This is a genomic window from Gracilibacillus massiliensis, from assembly GCF_001458115.1.
GTDB classification, from domain to species: Bacteria; Bacillota; Bacilli; order Bacillales; family Amphibacillaceae; genus Gracilibacillus; species Gracilibacillus massiliensis.
Genome location: NZ_CZRP01000010.1, coordinates 220117 through 236320 on the forward strand (window position 1 = coordinate 220117; position 16204 = coordinate 236320).

18 protein-coding genes are annotated in these 16204 nt (G+C 36.1%); 7 read left to right on the forward strand and 11 right to left on the reverse strand.

Features of this window, described 5'->3' with window-relative positions; genetic code table 11:
* Window position 1: 1 nt before the first annotated feature.
* Together rbsK and BN3107_RS03235 are read right to left on the reverse strand one after the other, a co-directional pair.
* Complete coding sequence (gene rbsK / locus BN3107_RS03230; RefSeq protein ID WP_058306203.1) at window positions 2–874, reverse strand: ribokinase; 873 nt, start codon at window positions 872–874, stop codon at window positions 2–4.
* 304 nt (window positions 875–1178) lie between these two features.
* Window positions 1179–1508, reverse strand: a complete 330-nt coding sequence (locus BN3107_RS03235; protein ID WP_058306204.1) for a winged helix-turn-helix transcriptional regulator — start codon at window positions 1506–1508, stop codon at window positions 1179–1181.
* Between the two features lie 138 nt (window positions 1509–1646).
* Between BN3107_RS03235 and BN3107_RS03240 the strand changes: the two genes are divergently transcribed.
* On the forward strand, window positions 1647–2177 hold the full coding sequence (locus BN3107_RS03240; protein ID WP_058306205.1) for a YceI family protein: 531 nt from the start codon (window positions 1647–1649) through the stop codon (window positions 2175–2177).
* A 40-nt stretch (window positions 2178–2217) separates the two neighbouring features.
* On the opposite strand, the gene BN3107_RS03245 is transcribed toward BN3107_RS03240, so the two are convergent.
* On the reverse strand, window positions 2218–3183 hold the full coding sequence (locus BN3107_RS03245; protein WP_058306206.1) for a LacI family DNA-binding transcriptional regulator: 966 nt from the start codon (window positions 3181–3183) through the stop codon (window positions 2218–2220).
* A 76-nt stretch (window positions 3184–3259) separates the two neighbouring features.
* Between BN3107_RS03245 and BN3107_RS19725 the strand changes: the two genes are divergently transcribed.
* Window positions 3260–3433 carry a hypothetical protein gene (locus BN3107_RS19725; protein ID WP_156416106.1) on the forward strand — a complete coding sequence of 58 codons (174 nt, stop codon included), beginning with the start codon at window positions 3260–3262 and terminating at the stop codon, window positions 3431–3433.
* Window positions 3434–3545: 112 nt separating this feature from the next.
* Window positions 3546–4325: a PhzF family phenazine biosynthesis protein gene (locus BN3107_RS03250; protein ID WP_058306207.1), complete on the forward strand. Its 780-nt coding sequence runs from the start codon at window positions 3546–3548 to the stop codon at window positions 4323–4325.
* 172 nt (window positions 4326–4497) lie between these two features.
* Here BN3107_RS03250 and BN3107_RS03255 read toward each other — a convergent pair whose 3' ends face one another.
* Entirely contained in the window at window positions 4498–4857 is a 360-nt protein-coding gene (locus BN3107_RS03255) for a nuclear transport factor 2 family protein (RefSeq protein ID WP_058306208.1), read from the reverse strand.
* Window positions 4858–4947: 90 nt separating this feature from the next.
* Between BN3107_RS03255 and BN3107_RS03260 the strand changes: the two genes are divergently transcribed.
* Window positions 4948–5901: a nuclease-related domain-containing protein gene (locus tag BN3107_RS03260; protein WP_058306209.1), complete on the forward strand. Its 954-nt coding sequence runs from the start codon at window positions 4948–4950 to the stop codon at window positions 5899–5901.
* A 153-nt stretch (window positions 5902–6054) separates the two neighbouring features.
* Here BN3107_RS03260 and BN3107_RS03265 read toward each other — a convergent pair whose 3' ends face one another.
* The 7 genes from BN3107_RS03265 to BN3107_RS03295 all read right to left on the reverse strand — a co-directional run bounded on the left by BN3107_RS03265 (window position 6055) and on the right by BN3107_RS03295 (window position 14064).
* Window positions 6055–8112, reverse strand: coding sequence for a CocE/NonD family hydrolase (locus BN3107_RS03265; RefSeq protein WP_058306210.1), 2058 nt, complete (start codon window positions 8110–8112; stop codon window positions 6055–6057).
* A gap of 25 nt (window positions 8113–8137) precedes the next feature.
* A complete protein-coding gene (locus BN3107_RS03270; RefSeq protein WP_058306211.1) occupies window positions 8138–8785 on the reverse strand; it encodes an ABC transporter permease in 648 nt (215 codons plus the stop codon).
* A 14-nt stretch (window positions 8786–8799) separates the two neighbouring features.
* Complete coding sequence (locus BN3107_RS03275; protein ID WP_058306212.1) at window positions 8800–9711, reverse strand: ABC transporter substrate-binding protein; 912 nt, start codon at window positions 9709–9711, stop codon at window positions 8800–8802.
* A 15-nt stretch (window positions 9712–9726) separates the two neighbouring features.
* Entirely contained in the window at window positions 9727–10368 is a 642-nt protein-coding gene (locus BN3107_RS03280; RefSeq protein WP_058306213.1) for an ABC transporter permease, read from the reverse strand.
* The gene (locus BN3107_RS03285; protein WP_058306214.1) at window positions 10368–11483 is read right to left on the reverse strand and encodes a betaine/proline/choline family ABC transporter ATP-binding protein; all 1116 of its coding nucleotides are present in this window, start codon (window positions 11481–11483) and stop codon (window positions 10368–10370) included. The genes BN3107_RS03280 and BN3107_RS03285 overlap by 1 nt, the downstream gene beginning before the upstream one ends.
* A 73-nt stretch (window positions 11484–11556) precedes the next feature.
* Complete coding sequence (locus BN3107_RS03290) at window positions 11557–12264, reverse strand: TetR/AcrR family transcriptional regulator (protein WP_058306215.1); 708 nt, start codon at window positions 12262–12264, stop codon at window positions 11557–11559.
* Window positions 12265–12525: 261 nt separating this feature from the next.
* Window positions 12526–14064 (reverse strand): BCCT family transporter, encoded by a 1539-nt coding sequence (locus BN3107_RS03295; protein WP_058306216.1) that lies wholly within the window; start codon window positions 14062–14064, stop codon window positions 12526–12528.
* Between the two features lie 137 nt (window positions 14065–14201).
* Between BN3107_RS03295 and BN3107_RS03300 the strand changes: the two genes are divergently transcribed.
* The 3 genes from BN3107_RS03300 to BN3107_RS03310 all read left to right on the forward strand — a co-directional run bounded on the left by BN3107_RS03300 (window position 14202) and on the right by BN3107_RS03310 (window position 16160).
* Window positions 14202–14888 carry a DUF421 domain-containing protein gene (locus tag BN3107_RS03300; RefSeq protein WP_058306217.1) on the forward strand — a complete coding sequence of 229 codons (687 nt, stop codon included), beginning with the start codon at window positions 14202–14204 and terminating at the stop codon, window positions 14886–14888.
* Window positions 14889–15078: 190 nt separating this feature from the next.
* On the forward strand, window positions 15079–15384 hold the full coding sequence (locus BN3107_RS03305) for a CD3324 family protein (protein WP_058306218.1): 306 nt from the start codon (window positions 15079–15081) through the stop codon (window positions 15382–15384).
* 140 nt (window positions 15385–15524) lie between these two features.
* Window positions 15525–16160: a FusB/FusC family EF-G-binding protein gene (locus BN3107_RS03310; RefSeq protein WP_058306219.1), complete on the forward strand. Its 636-nt coding sequence runs from the start codon at window positions 15525–15527 to the stop codon at window positions 16158–16160.
* Window positions 16161–16204: the final 44 nt, after the last annotated feature.

Sequence of the window (16204 nt, forward strand, 5' to 3'; positions counted from 1 at the left end):
CTCAGTCCTTCAATATAAATTGTTCCACTTGTTCTTTTGTGGGCATGCCTTTTTGTGCCCCTAATTTCCCTATCGATAATGCGGCAGCTGCGTTGGCAAACTTCACGGATTCCTCGATACTTTTCCCTTCCGCTAAGGCTACTGCCAACGCTCCATTAAAAGTATCACCTGCTCCCGTTGTATCGACAACATTTACAGGGTGAGAACTTATATGTTTTTCTTTACTTTTTTCGATAAAAGAAACACCTTGCTCGCCTCTAGTAACAATCAGTTTTTCATTCCAATTGTTATTAAATAATTGCTGCCATTCTGTTTGATTTGGAGTAATATAGCTAGCTTTATGCCAACTATCTTGTGCTAATCCAAAAGCTGGTGCTGGATTCACAATAATCGGAATATCGTGTTCTGCACACATATGTATACAATATTCAATTGTTTCTTTCGGAATTTCAAATTGAATCAGCACATAGTCACTATCCAAAATAGCTGCTTTCGTTTTTTCTATGTAATCCGGTGTAACATGGGCATTGGCGCCTGAGATTATTATAATTCGATTATCTTTCTCAGACAAAACAATATTAGCTAACCCAGATCGTGTATCTTTTATTCGAGCAACGTTGTCAACAGCGATGTTCTCTGTTCGTAAATTATCAAGTAATTCATCACCAAAAGCATCATCCCCAACACAGCCGATCATCTTTACATCTGCGCCTAGTCTTGCGGATGCTACCGCTTGATTTGCACCTTTTCCACCTGGAATCGTTTGAAAATCATTTCCTCTAACGGTCTCCCCTTGTGCCGGAAAAAGATCTGTCGATGTGACTAAATCCATATTAATACTACCAACCACTGTAATCTTAGGTCGTTTTACCATTCTACTTCCTCCCACTTAAAATAGGATTCAATCGAGTAACTTTATTTATTTAATTATAATGATAAACCGCTTTTGAATAGATGTAAAATATGTAGAAATGCAAGAAAGGAGGGTGTATTTGCAAGAAGAATAGTGTGAGATGCAAGAAAGAGAGTGAATCCGCAAGAAGAACTGCCTGATATGCAAGAAGGGGAGCTAATTTGCAAGAAGAACTGCGCTATATGCAATAAGAGTATCTTTTCCAACAAAAAAACTGCGAATCAATGAATCGCAGTTTGAGCATACTAATTGTTGGGAATATATACTAAACAATAGATTTTGTATCTTTATTTATCCAGCCATCTGCCCAGTGTTGGATACTTTGTAAAACTGGCTCCAGTGCCTTACCTTTTTCCGTAAGGGCATATTCAATTCTAACTGGTGTTTCGTCGTATACATTTCGTTTCACGATACCTTGTTTTTCAAGATCTTTTAGTCTTTCGGATAAAACTCGACCACTGATACCAATATTACCTTCTATTACAGAAAAACGTTGCGCACCTTCTAATAATTGAAAGATGATTAATCCAGTCCAACGTTTATTTAATATATTTAATGCCGATTCAAACTTCGGGCAAATTGTTTTATCTGCCATCGCTCTCACCTCTTTAATAATAGTATAGCAAATTTTTTTACAGAAATAAAATAAATTAATTACTTGACGTAATTAATTATTGTTTGTATACTTAGTTACATAAAGTAAGTTAATATTTTTTTGGGAGGAATTTTAATAATGGCAAACGTAAATTTAGACAAAGTGCACAGTGCATTGAATTTTGAAGTAAAACACATGATGGTATCAAAAGCAAAAGGTGAATTCCAAAATTTCGATATTGATTTTAATGGTAGTTTTGACGACCTTGATAATGCTAGTGTTAAAGTAACAATTGATGTTGCTTCGATTGAAACAAACAATGATGATCGTAATGGTCACTTAAAATCTGAAGACTTTTTCAATGTTGAAAAGTATCCGAATATTACTTTTGTAAGTAAAAACATTAAAAAATCAGGTGATTCTGAATATCAAGTTACTGGTGATTTAACGATCAAAGATGTAACTAAAGAAGAAACATTTACAGTGGAATACAATGGTAAAGCAAAAGATCCAATGCAAGGTAACACCATCGCAGGTGCAGACGTAGAAGGCAAAATCAACCGTGAAGATTATGGTTTAACTTGGAACGCTCCACTTGAAACTGGTGGCGTACTAATCGGTAAAGATGTTAAGTTCTCTGGTGGATTTGAGTTTGTTGTAGAAGAATAAATGACTCGAAAAGCCAACGCATTACGCGTTGGCTTTTATTTTACACTGTATTCCTCTCAATTAATGTAACATGAAATTGTTGATGAGCTGTAGACGTTGTCCTGATTACTTGTTGAAATAACTTTTCACCCATTGTTACAAGTGGGATCTCAAATGTAGTGATCCCCATCATTTTAGCGATCGGCTGGTTATCAAAACCAATAATCGCTAAATCTTCAGGCACTCTCAAATTCGTATGGTTACAAGCTGTTATAATCCCTGCTGCCACCACATCACTTGTTACTAATAAAGCATCAGGTTTATGGAAAAGTTGTTGTATCAAATTCACCACTTTTTGTCCATCTTCTAAATTATAATTCTCCGTAAAAACAAATGACTCCTGATAAGGCAAATCTTTTTGCTTCAAAAAATCCCGATATGCTTGTTGACGAAAATAACTATTTGAACCTGTTTCCCGTCCAATTGAGTAACCAATATTTCGATAGCCTTTTTCATATAAGTATTTTAGTGCAGATAAGAAGCTTTGATAATGATCGATATAAACAGAATCGATCGTTCTATTCCCTTTCGCATTTTCACAGATAACAATTTTACCGTATTGACGGTATTTTGTTATTGTATCTAGCCCCGAAATTCTAGAACAAATGATCAATCCATCAATCTGTTTATGCCTTAACATATCGAGCGCTTCCTGTTCCCTTTCTTTGTTATAATTCGTTTGGATTAATACAAAATGATAATTGCTTTCGACTGCTTTTTTGGCTATTCCTTCAATTAACAACCCGAAGTAAGGATGATTGGCAAAAGGGACAACAACACCAATCAGCTGGGATTTCCCTTGACTAAGGTGAACTGCAGTCATATTAACCTGATAATCGGCTCTTTCCATTGCTCGAAGAACCGCTTCTCTTTTTTCTTCACTAACATATGGATGTTCATTGATCACGCGAGAAACTGTTGTTACCGAAACATTTGCCATTCTAGCAATATCACGAATATTCGTCATATTATTTCCCTCTTTTTTCAAAAAAGTACTTGCTCTGAAACGCGTTCCATCCTCTAAACTATCGGTAGGAGGTTGGATGATGAATATCTTATTTGGTATTTTTGTTTGGTTATTAATGTGTAGTAGTATTCTCATTTTAGCATCGTTGGCAACTCGAATGGAAGAGAATAGCAACGAAGAAACTGTAGAAGGTTATGTTGGTTATATTGAGGAAATTTATAGTCGGAATATTTTGGATCAAAAGAAGTGAATGGTGCTCATTAGGTTAAGGGGAGTGCAAATCAAATATTTTTTTACACTCCTATTTTCATGTTAAAATGATGCAAATCAGATGAAATTTCAAATTAAGGAGTTCAAGCAAAATGAGAATCCCGATTTATCAGATTGATGCTTTTACAAATAAACAATTCAAAGGAAACTCCGCTGCGGTATGTCCATTAAACGAATGGATAGAAGAGGATTTAATGCAAAAGATTGCAGCAGAAAATAATCTATCAGAAACTGCATTCTTCGTAAAAAAAGAGGATGTATATGAGTTAAGGTGGTTCACTCCAATAGATGAAGTCGACTTATGTGGACACGCAACATTAGCAACTGCCTATGTCATATGCACGTATTTAGATACAAATGTGAAACACATTAAATTTAAAACAAAAAGTGGACTTTTAGAAGTATCTGAGGATGATGGTCTATTTACATTGAGTTTTCCTTCCAGAGAAGGGGAAAGATGCGAGACGCCAGAAGAACTTATTAAAGGTTTAGGGAAAGTACCTAAAGAGGTCTATAAATCACGAGACTATATGGCAGTATTTGAAAAAGAGCAAGATATTTTGGATCTTGATTTAAATATGGATGAATTAAAAAAACTAGACGGATTTGGTGTAATAGTGACAGCAAAAGGGGAAAAAGTGGATTTCGTATCAAGATTTTTTGCACCAAAGGCAGGAATAAAAGAAGACCCAGTTACTGGTTCTACTCATTGTACGTTAGTTCCCTATTGGAATAACATCTTAAAAAAAGAGGAACTTGTCGCATTGCAATTATCAGAAAGAGGCGGAAAGCTATATTGTACAAATACGGGTGAAACTGTAAGAATAGCTGGTGAGGCTGTATCGTATTTAGAAGGGTATATAAATGTTTAGTGGTGTAAGTTAGTTGAAGAAAAACGATTAAAAACGCTCAGAAAAACCTGAGCGTTTTTGTTTGCTGTTTTTTTCCAACACTCTATTCTTAAATATGCTTCAACATCGCGACAATCGATTAATTGTTAGAGCTAACCTTATTCCAATCCAAATCTCCCTAACTGTCCCACGATCAGATCTCCAACACGTAACTAATAATTTCTTTGATTTTGCCTTCTTTATGCTTATTCAATTTATAAATGTCACAAAAACTATAATGGCGTTGTTCCCCATCTTTATTGGTTGAATGGATAATCCCATTCACTGCTGCTTCTTTGCCATGTGTAATCATATGTTCGATCTCTAATTCAAATTCGTTGCCATTATCCATTCCTTGAAGTGCGGTTTCTAAGTTATCGATTCCTTTAATTGTATCATTACCAACCATGCGCCAGACGATATCATCTGTTACACTTGCTAGTATTTTTTCGATATCACCTTTTACAAATGCTTCATTAAATTCGCGAAACAGCTGCTGATTTTTTGTTTCCATATTCGATCCGCTCCTTTTTAAAAATTAGTATATCATATGGTAGATTTTTGTTATACTGAAGAGGAATAATTATGTTTATGAGATGATCTATTGATTGTAAAACCACCTCAAAAAACCGAACATTTAAAGCAATTAGAAATAATGAACGAACGTTACCTCGATATTCCCTCCAAGACCTTCGATTTATTCCGTCGTGAATTATCCGGCTATTTGGGCGAAAAAAGCCTGCCTTATTATGTTGATCTAAGTAATTTTACCTCCCGCTATGATTTATATGGATTACGTTTGAAGGATCATAACCACCACTTCCAAATCGATGGATTATTCTTATTCCCTACCTTTTTCTTAATTACAGAAGTAAAACACCTAAAAGGAAAACTTTACTTAAATGAATCAGAACAATTGATTCAAAATAAAGATCAAGAAGAAAAAGTCTATCAACATCCCTTAACCCAAGCAAATCTGCAGAAAACACAACTTCAGTCTCTATTAACAAACCTCGGATATTCAAATATCCCCATTCACACCTTGGCGATTTTCACTCATGACCAGGCTCAATTATCTTTCCAGCATCTTGATATGATACCAGTTCAACAGTGTCCTGATCGTTTGCAAAAGTTAGTTTCTAGCTATACTGAGAGAATCTATGAAATGGATCAGTTGTTACAGCTAGGCAAAAAATTATTGACTTTACATCAGGAACGTTCTATATCCATTTTGGAACCGAAGAGAGAGATCTTAAATAATATTAGAAGAGGTGTTTTTTGTCCGACTTGTAAACCTAAGGCAATGCGACGGACTCACGGAACTTGGATATGCAGTACTTGTGGACATCGTGATAAAAATGCACATCTTGATGCATTATGTGATTTTGTCTATTTGTTTGGTTTCTACATCAATAACAAACAGGCGAGATGGTTTTTATTAGTAGATTCACTTTATACAACATCACGAATTTTAAGAAAATTGGAAGTTGAAACTAGTGGAGGGACTAAATTTAGAGTTTACAATCTGAAAAGTCTGCTTAGAAAGTACAAGCGATAGTAAATCTTTTGATTTTCTATCGCTTTTTTTAGCTTCTTTCTTGCAATTCGCACTGTTCTTCTTGCAGATTTGCTCTCCTTCTTGCAGTTCACGCTCCCTTTCTTGCACCTCAACAAAAAAGCAGATTCACAAAAAGGAATCTGCTTCTACTAACTATTGAAAATCTCTCTTGATTGTTTTTTTCCATTCTTTTTGGAAGATTTCTTTGTTGTTTTCATAAGCGATCAGACGATTTACTAGATAAAAGTTGTCTTGATCACTTGTCATTTCACTAAAGCTCTCTAATTTCGTTTGCCAATCTTCTCGGCCAACATTTAGTTCCCATTCACATGTTACTTTTGCTGATAATGGATCATTTTCTTTAATAGTGAAGGTATTTTTATTAATACTACCGTGCTCTACACCATTTGATAGTAGTTTTCGTTCCCCTTCATCTGACATATCTTCTAATTTCCAAATGCCATTGATTAGATCATGCTTTACTTCACGTGTTCGTTTCTCTTTTCGTAAGACTTCTTTTTCCATCACTTCAGCAGTTTCTGGTACTTGGAAGTGGTCACCAGCACCCTTGTCTTCTGGCTGCGCGGTCCGAACAGGTAACTCCAGATAGGTATTTTCGCTTTGATAAATGGTTAAATTCACCGGTTTTGGTGATGGCCAAGCTTGAGGCCAATAAGTTGGTGCCAACACTAACTCAAGTGAATGTCCAGCGGGTATCTGTTGTCCTAGCACATTTAAATCGACACGCACTCGGTATTTTTCACCAGGTGATAGTGCCTTTGGATCTTCATGCGATTCTAAATGATTAAGATTTAGCATTCCCCATGTAATCATGGTAGATTCTCCAGTTGGTGCTTTATCGTTTACTTTTGCCATGATAAAAGCATTTTCTTGATCAACGGAGAACTCAGCATGGAAAGTAGGTTTTCCTAATAATTCGACGTTCTCCTCTAATGGTGCAGAAGTAAAGACGGCTGCTTTCCCATTTTCTAAGCGCTGGTCTGCAGGTAAATCTCCTGGTTGACCAAATGGACAGAATACACCATTGTAAAAACCATGCTCTTGCATACTTGGAATCACGACAGGATCATTACTCATACTCTGATCGGTCGTAATGCTTTGACCTTTTAACCACCATTTATTGCTAGAAACATTCTCGGATGGCCAAGAGTTATCGCCTACCCACTTACCTGGTCGTTTTTCATACGTTACTTGTGGTAACTCGCTATCCTGAATCCATGAAAGTAGCTTTGGCTCTTCCATAATGCCTGTATCGATTCCTTTGAGCCATTGGTCCCACCAGCGCAAGCATTCTTGTAAAAAGCCAATGTTCGGCTCAGGTGTTGCTACTTCTGGATACTCATGTGCCCAAGGGCCAATCAAGCCTTTGCTTTGATTTGGCAAATGCTCTAATAGGCGAAATACAGCATTGGTGTAGCCATCTTGCCAGCCACTTACAGCGAATACCGGAATATCGACTTTCGAGAAATCTTCACAGATAGAACCATACTTCCAGTAATCATCACGACGTTGATGTGTCAGCCATTCTTCTACAAAAGGTGGCGTGTTTTCCAATCGATCGAGCCAGTTATCGCGCCAGCTTGCACCTACTACAGCCGGATCTTGTGGTCTGGCATTATAAACAAACATCGTCGAAGCCCACCATAACATGTCAGATGCTAATACATTACCACCTTTGTAATGAACATCATCCGCATAGCGATCATCTGTTGAGCATAAAGTAATCACTGTTTTTAATGCAGGGTGTTGACGTTCTGCTACCTGTAAACCGTTGAATCCTCCCCAAGACTTACCAATCATTCCTATTGAACCAGTCGACCACTCTTGTTGACAAATCCAATCAAAAATTTCTAACGCATCATCGTGTTCTTGTTTTAAATACTCGTCTAATAGAACACCATCCGAATTACCAGATCCACGAATATCGACACGAATACTGGCATAGCCATGTCCAGCAAAATAGGGGTGTCTGATCGAATCACGAATGGCAGTAAAATCGTTCTGACGATAAGGAATATATTCTAAGATTGCTGGCACAGGATTTTCCGTTGCATCTTCTGGCAACCAAATCGTTGCTGCTAATTTCGCACCATCCGACATTGGTATCCATACATTTTCTAATTTTTTTACTGTTCGTGGAAAGTCTTTTATCACACGGCGTTCTTGTGAATCTTTTATATTAAAAACCAATGCTGTTCACCTTTCTTTAATAAAATTACGCTAATGCCATACGTTTCTTTGCTTTTTTCTCTAGTAATCCAAGTGCCAAGTCAGCAACAATTGCTAAAACTGTCGCTGGAATAGCACCAGCATAAATCTTCACTTCTGATTGTAAACTAATTCCTGAAATAATCTCTTTTCCTAAACCTTCTGCCCCAATATATGGTCCAATACATGCTACAGCTATTGCGATGACGGATGCCACACGCAGCCCTGCTAATAAAAAGGGAATCGATAATGGAAATTGGACTTTGGCTAATAATTGTAGAGAGGTCATCCCTGAACCTTTACCAGCTTCCATAATACTGTCATCTACTTCACGAATTCCAACATAGGTATTTCGCACAATCGGCATTAAGGAATATAGGAATAATCCAATCACCATTGTCTCAAATCCTAATCCGAAATAAAGCATGAGAATGGCTAGCATCGCTAAACTTGGGATCAATTGCAATATATTTGTTAACGAAATAATAAATGGTGCGATTCGTTCGTAACGTGCAGCTAGGATGCCTAATGGGATGCCTATGACTAACGCCAATGCGATACCATAGACCACCATCAATATATGCTGAACGGTTAATTCAAAAAGTAAACTGCTGTTCTCTGCCATGTATTGACTTAATTCTTGGAGAAAGCTCATGTCATCACCTTTCCCTATTCAAGCATTCCTTTTTCTTGTAAAAATTCACGTGCTACCGCTTCTGTGCTTTCTTCTTCCATATCCACTAAACGAATTAATTCTGTCATTTCTTCTGTGCTCACTGCCCCAACTAGGGAATCAAAAATATCTGCTACTTCTGGATACTCATCAATTACCGCATTACGCGCTACTAAAGATCCTTCATATGGCGGGAAGAAATTTTGATCGTCTTCTAAAATGGTTAAATCATATGCAATAATTTGTGGGTCAACTGTATAAGCAGTCACTGCCTCAACATCGCCGCTTTCGATTGCTTTATACATTAAGGCTACATCCATTCCTCGTGCATCAGCAAACTCATAACCATAGGCCTCTTTATAACCTTCATAACCATCATTTTCACGTTCAATCCAAGAGTTATCCGTACCGATCGTCACTTGATCAGCTACTGTACCTAAATCTGACATTGTTTCAATTCCATGTTCATCTGCAAAAGACTGTTTAATTGCAATGCTATATTGGTTACTAAATCCAGTTGAGTCATACCATTTCATATCATATTTTTCACCAAAAAGTTCTTGGGCTTGCTCTAACGTTTTTGCTGGATCTGTTGAGTATTCTACTTGATCTTCATCAAAGTGGTTATTGTATACTTCACCTGAATATAATGTCGCAAAGTCGAAATCCTCTTTATCAATAGCTGTCATTACCTGTGGACTTGCAGGAATATCTTCCGTTATGTTCACTTCATGGTCTGTTTGATCTTCCACTAAAAGTTTCACCATTTGTCCCATAATTTTAGGGTCCGTATTTTTTTGGGCACCATACTCAAAAACTTCTCCTCCATCTGCAGATGTGCTACCTCCACATGCCGTTACGATCATTACTAATGCTGTTAGTACACTTGCTAATATTAATTTCTTCATGATGTTTCTCTCCTTTTATGCTTTAGAATAATTTTTTTCAAATCTATGGAATACAAAATCCATTAATAACGCTATTACAATTGCTAGTATCGTTCCGGTAAAAATCATATGTTTATCGTTATAACCGATACCAGCCAAAATCAAATCACCTAATCCTCCTGCTCCAATTAAGGCGGCTAAGGTTGTCCAACTGATAATATACACAGTTGTTACGCGAATTCCTGACATCACATATGGAAGAGCAGCAGGAAGTTCTACTTTAAATAATCGACCAAAGGTGCTAAATCCCATCCCTTTTGCAGCTTCCACAATACTTGGATCAATCGATTGGATCCCTGTATAGGTATTTCGCAGTAAAGGTAATAACGCATATAAAAATAAGGCTGCTACCGCGGGTCGAAAACCGATTCCGAGTAGCGGTATCATAATTGCTAACAAAGCTACGGTCGGTATCGTTTGAAAAACATTCGCTATATTAAAAATAAGTCCTTTGATTCTTTCATTTTTCATCTTGGTCATATAAATCGCCAAAGGTACCGTAAATACAATCGATAATAGCATAACAACAAATGAAATAACTAAATGCTCCCACATGTATGAAAGAATCGAATCATACTTATCCTGCCAAAATTCGATATACTCTGTTAGTAAATCCACTATTTTCCACCACGCTTAAGTTGATAGAAGCGTTGTAATACTTCTAACAGTTTTTCGCTTTTTATGATTCCTACTACTTCATTCTGATCTGATACAACTGGTAAGGTTTCCTGTTGATTTCCGTTGGATTGATCAAGCAATAACTCTCCATGAGCACTATCAGGAACAGGTTTTTTATCGATGATTATTTCCTTTACTTCTTTATCTCGCTGTTGAAGTGCTGAAAATAGATCAATCATACCGATATATTTTTCATCACCATCCACGACAGGTATTGCACTTAATTTTTGCTGGGACATGCTTTGAATAGCTGCGTCAATAGTTGAAGTAAGCTCTATTGCTTCACATTCTGTCGTCATCAGATCTTGCACAGAAGGAACGACACTCTGCAAGCGGTCTTCACCTATAAATTCACGGACAAAGTCATTTGCTGGATGAGCTAATATCTCTTCTGGAGATCCTTTTTGAACCACTTGTCCACTTTTCATAATAATGATCTGATCGGCAATTTTAATGGCTTCATCCATATCATGTGTCACAAAAACAATTGTTTTGTTAATTTCTTTTTGCAAGCGAACTAACTCTTCCTGTAATTGTTCACGACTAATTGGATCTAGTGCACTAAACGGTTCATCCATCAAAATGGTTGACGGTTCTGCCGCTAACGCACGAATTACACCAATACGTTGTTGTTGACCACCACTTAATTCTGCTGGATAGCGTCCGCGGTATACTTCGGGATCTAAGTTAACCATTCGTAGCAAGTCATCAACCGTCGTTTTAATTTTTTGTTTATCCCATTTCAAAAGCTTTGGCACTGTTGCTACATTATCGTATATCGTCATGTGGGGAAATAATCCAATATTTTGAATCACATATCCCATTTGACGCCGTAATTGAATCGGATTGATTTGTTTAATATCTTTACCATAAATTGTAATTTGACCTTCTGTATAATCTGTCAGTCGATTAAGTAATTTCATGGTTGTTGTTTTTCCACAACCACTTGGGCCAATTAGAACATTAATTTTTCCTTCTTCAAAGGTTAAGTTAATATCTTTTAATGCTTGAAACCCATCATCATACACTTTATGAATTCCACTAAGTTGTATCACATAAGATCCCCTTTCTAAGAAACATGAACGAATTCACTTTATGAACATGTTCATTTTTTCGGCAAAAAAATATCTATTCTGTAATTTTCGGATAGGAAACATTGATTTCAGAACGTTTTTCTGGCTTAATTACCTTCATCACACTTTCATACACATAATACAATGTCATCTGCATCGCTTCTTCTTGTGTATAATTTCTGCGTTTATTAATAATGGTATTCATCATACCTTTCCAAATTAATAACGTCATATCCGAAATCATCTCAATGTCCTGCTCTTCCATGAACTTTTCTTCGACTGCTGGTTGGATAAAGAGCGCACTGCGTTTAGCAAAACTGTGCTCCATAATAATGTCCTTTACTTCTTCTGGCAAGCCGATCAAATCATTCTGATAAATCTTATAGTAATGTTCTAATAAATCTTCTGGTATCGAACCTAAATTATCCATGAAAATGACCGAGTAAATTTTAGGCTGGGCGAAGGAATGTTTGCAAAAGCATTCCCAACTATATAACCATTTTTCCACAGTATTATTACCTTTTTCTAAATAGGTCGGTAATTCTTCCAGATAATCGGACATAAAACGCATAGCAGCAAAAAATTTCAAATGGGATAAATCCTTGAAATAATTATAGGCGGTAGAACTAGTAAACCCTGCTTTATCTGCTATTTTTCGAATTGTAAAATGATCAATTCCATCTTCTTCAATGACTTCAGTTGCAGCATCTAAGAAATATCGCCACATGCGTGATCGTTGTATTTCTTTCCTGCTCTCCTTCATTGCTCCACTTCCTTTAATTCTATTCAAAATGTGAACAAGTTCTTTTCGTGAACATGTTCATATTAGCATAATGATTATTTAATGTAAAACCCAATTCACCCCTTTTTTAACAATTCGAATGAATGTAAACGAAAACATATCCAATCAAGCAAACCCTTCCATCTTGATCACAAAAGGTTTTGTTCTATTTTCTTTAATTCAAATCATTTTTTAAAAAAATAGCTGCTGAAGTTATACATTTCACTTCAGCAGCTCATTCATTTACTCTTTCCTTACATTATTTATCCAAGCTTGATCTTGATCCATCATTTTTTTCGCTGCATAAATAGTTAAGAATTGAATTACGATAATCGGCAGTCCCATTAAGCCTGATATCACCTCTAGTGGTGCTAGTCCACCGATCTGCATCAAGATTAATGCTAACGTCGTTATAATTGCTGCTACAATAATTCTCAATTTGCGTGATGGCTCCACTTTACTCATATCACGTTTACTAGTATAGGCTGCAATCGTATAGGTGGTTGAATCCAATGTAGTTGTTAAAAAGATCATCGAAACAATCACAAAAGCAATGATCGCAACACTTGCCCATGGTAAAGACGATAGAATTTCTGGAATGGCATGTAATGGATCTTCACTTTGTACCGTATCTAAGACTGCTACTTCACCTGTTAAATAGCGTTCAACCCCAAGTCCACCTAATACACCTGTCGCTAACCATGACAACATAGTTGGTGCAAGTAAATAAGTCAATATCATTTCTTTTACTGTACGACCCTTAGAAATTTTAGCGGCAAATATACTGTGTAGCATTGCCCATGTTGCACTATAAGCAAACCAAAATACCATATGACTTTGCACATGCGTCGTCGTTTCCATTGCTACGGAATCTGTATAAAATGATAGATTTAAATAATTAGAAAGCAGGTGTCCAACTGTGTCGGTAAAATAATCTAGTATAAATATACCTGGTCCTGCTATTAATATAAAAAGTGCCAATCCACCGGCAAGATACATATTAAATGTACTTAATCGTTTGATACCTTTTTCAATACCTAAGTAGGCACTGACTGAAAATAAGAAGACCCAGATAATTGTAACAATCATCGTCAATCCAAAAGTAACGTCAATATTTAATAATGCCGAAACGTTATAAGTAATAATCGGGGTACCAAGCCCTAAGGTGACCGCTGCCCCTGACAAAATACTTACAAGAAAAAGGACATCGAGTACCTTTCCTCCTATTCCATCGGTAAACTTATCACCAAAGATACAACGACATGCTTCTGAAATACGCATCATCGGCTTTTTCTTGACATGAATAACGTAAGCCATTGCCGGAGCTGCCATTACAAAAATAGCAAATACTTGAAAACTCCATAAAAACATACTATAGGCATTGCCCCATAACAACGCTTCTTGTGATTCAGGAGAAATTCCGAAAGGCGGGTCAAGAGCAACTTGTGTCCATTGCACCATTCCCGTTCTCATTATGGTCGACCCTACACCCATTGCTATCAAAATTGATGCATATTCAAACATCGTAAATCGAGGTTTTTCATGGGGATTGCCTAACACTACCTTACCGTATTTCGAAAATGCTAAGTATAGACCAGCGCCTAACAAAATAAGTGCATACCAAATATAGCCCCAACTAAACACATCGACAATTGTATCAAATATAGCATTTAATATGTTTAATGATTCCGATTCATACAATGAAAAAGGTATGCTGATTGCCACAATAATCAATAAAGACGGAAGAAAAATTCGAAAATCAATTAATCTCCAACCTTTCATATCTATTACCTCCAATAACATTTGCATTTTTCTGGATACAATAGACAAATACCACAAATTTTTGAAGATAAACAAAGAGTTTCTACTTACTAAAAAAGGGTATCTGATAAGAAAAAGAAAAAGAGGGGAAAAGTCTTATGGATACAACAATTACGATAAAAATAATAGCGGGATTTATAGCATTATTAATTGTGTTACGAATCATGGGAAAGAAAGAATTATCACAAATTACTCCAGTCGATTTCGTTTATTTATTGGTACTAGGAGGATTGATGGAAAATGCTGTCTATGATAAATCCGTTTCGATCTGGCAAGTATTATATTCACTTGGTTTATGGTCAGTACTCATTTTCATTTTAGAATTGTTAGTTCGTAATTTTGAGTGGTTACGACCTATCATCAAGGGATCACCGTCTATAATCGTCAACGACGGGGTGTTGAATATTAAAAATCTAAAGAAAAACAAGCTTGAATCAGAACAGTTACGTTCCATGTTAAGATTACAAGGCATTTTTTCAATAAAAGAAGTGAAATATGCGATATTGGAACCGAATGGTGATTTAAGTGTGATGGAATATGAAAAAGAACAGCCTGTTACAGCAGATATGTTACATATCGAACCGAAGGAAGCTAGTCTAACACATCTAGTCGTAGATGAAGGGGAAATACAAAATAACGTCCTTACTGAAATTAATAAAAGTGAAGAGTGGTTAAAAGAGATGCTAGAAGAATACGGACATCACTCTATTAAAGATATTTATTATGCTGAATGGTCGGAGTCCGAAGGTTTAATTGTCAATAATTATGATGAAGGAAATAGCTAATACACTATCTTTTTATCAAATTTTTACTAAATTGTAGAAATCAGTCTAGCAATAAATTAAACTATAATTAGATGGAGGTGTTTGAAATGGCAACCCGTGCGTTATTGCCTCACTTTAAACTAGCCCATGCAAAGCCTGATAAATAAGGCGATACTTTGTATGGGGTGACGGTTCATCGCCTTGCTTGTTCATGCTTTGCCCTTATAAATACAAAAATAAGGAGCTGGCTGAATTGAAAGTAACGAAAGCGCAAGAAATTTTACCTGATGACTTGTTAAAAGAGTTGCAACAACATATTCAAGGAGAGACGATATATATTCCAAAGAAACAGAGGCGACGTCAATGGGGAGCTCAATCTGGGAATCGTGAATATTACGATAAACGTAATCAACAAATTAAAGAAGCCTTTCATAATGGAAGAGATTTCGAGGATTTAGCAACACAATATTGTCTAGCAATAGAAACGATTAAAAAAATTATATATCGAAAAGAATAAACAGCCCATATGGTAAGAATATTCTCCAATCATTCTTGCCATATTTTTTTATGGGAAATTTGTTACAATAAAGAGAGACTTATTCGTAATTTAGTGTCCGTTTATACCGTGAAAAAGAGAGCAAGGAAGGAGTACCATAGATGCAAGAATTTATTTATCCTCATCAATTTCATTTAATAAAACAACAATTAAAAACGATTATATATGCGAAGGATAGCTCAATAGATTTGAATGTCGTTGATGCGGTTAGAGAGATGGCACTTGAAAGAATTTATAATGAGTTAATAAATCTAACCGATGACCAGAAGAATACACTCGAACCGATTCAACATATCGGTGATAAAGAAGAAATGGAAACTTGTCTATTCTCCTTAAAAAAACAGGTGATTCCTTTTCCGAAAATCAGCCAACCGATAGTAGAAAAAGCTTTTCCAAAAGCAAAAAAATTAAAAGCACCTGATATAGAAAATATCGACCTGAAAGAAACCGTCTATCTCCGTTGGTATGATAAAGGTAGTAACAAAACCTATATGTTGATACCTAATGAGGAAAAATTAGTGAGCATTCAGGGGGTTTTAGAGCCAACCCAGCACAAAGGAATTTGTTCCATATGTAATGGTTTAGAGGAAGTTTCGCTTTTCACTTCGGAGAAAAAAGGTAGAATTAGAGGAACCTATTCCAAAACAGGTAATTATATTTGTAAGGATTCAGAGGTTTGCAATCTAAACATTAGTACACTGGAACATCTTTATTTCTTTATAGATCATTTACAATAGTTTAATCTGAGAACTAAAGAAAATCCCGAAGTTTATCGGGATTT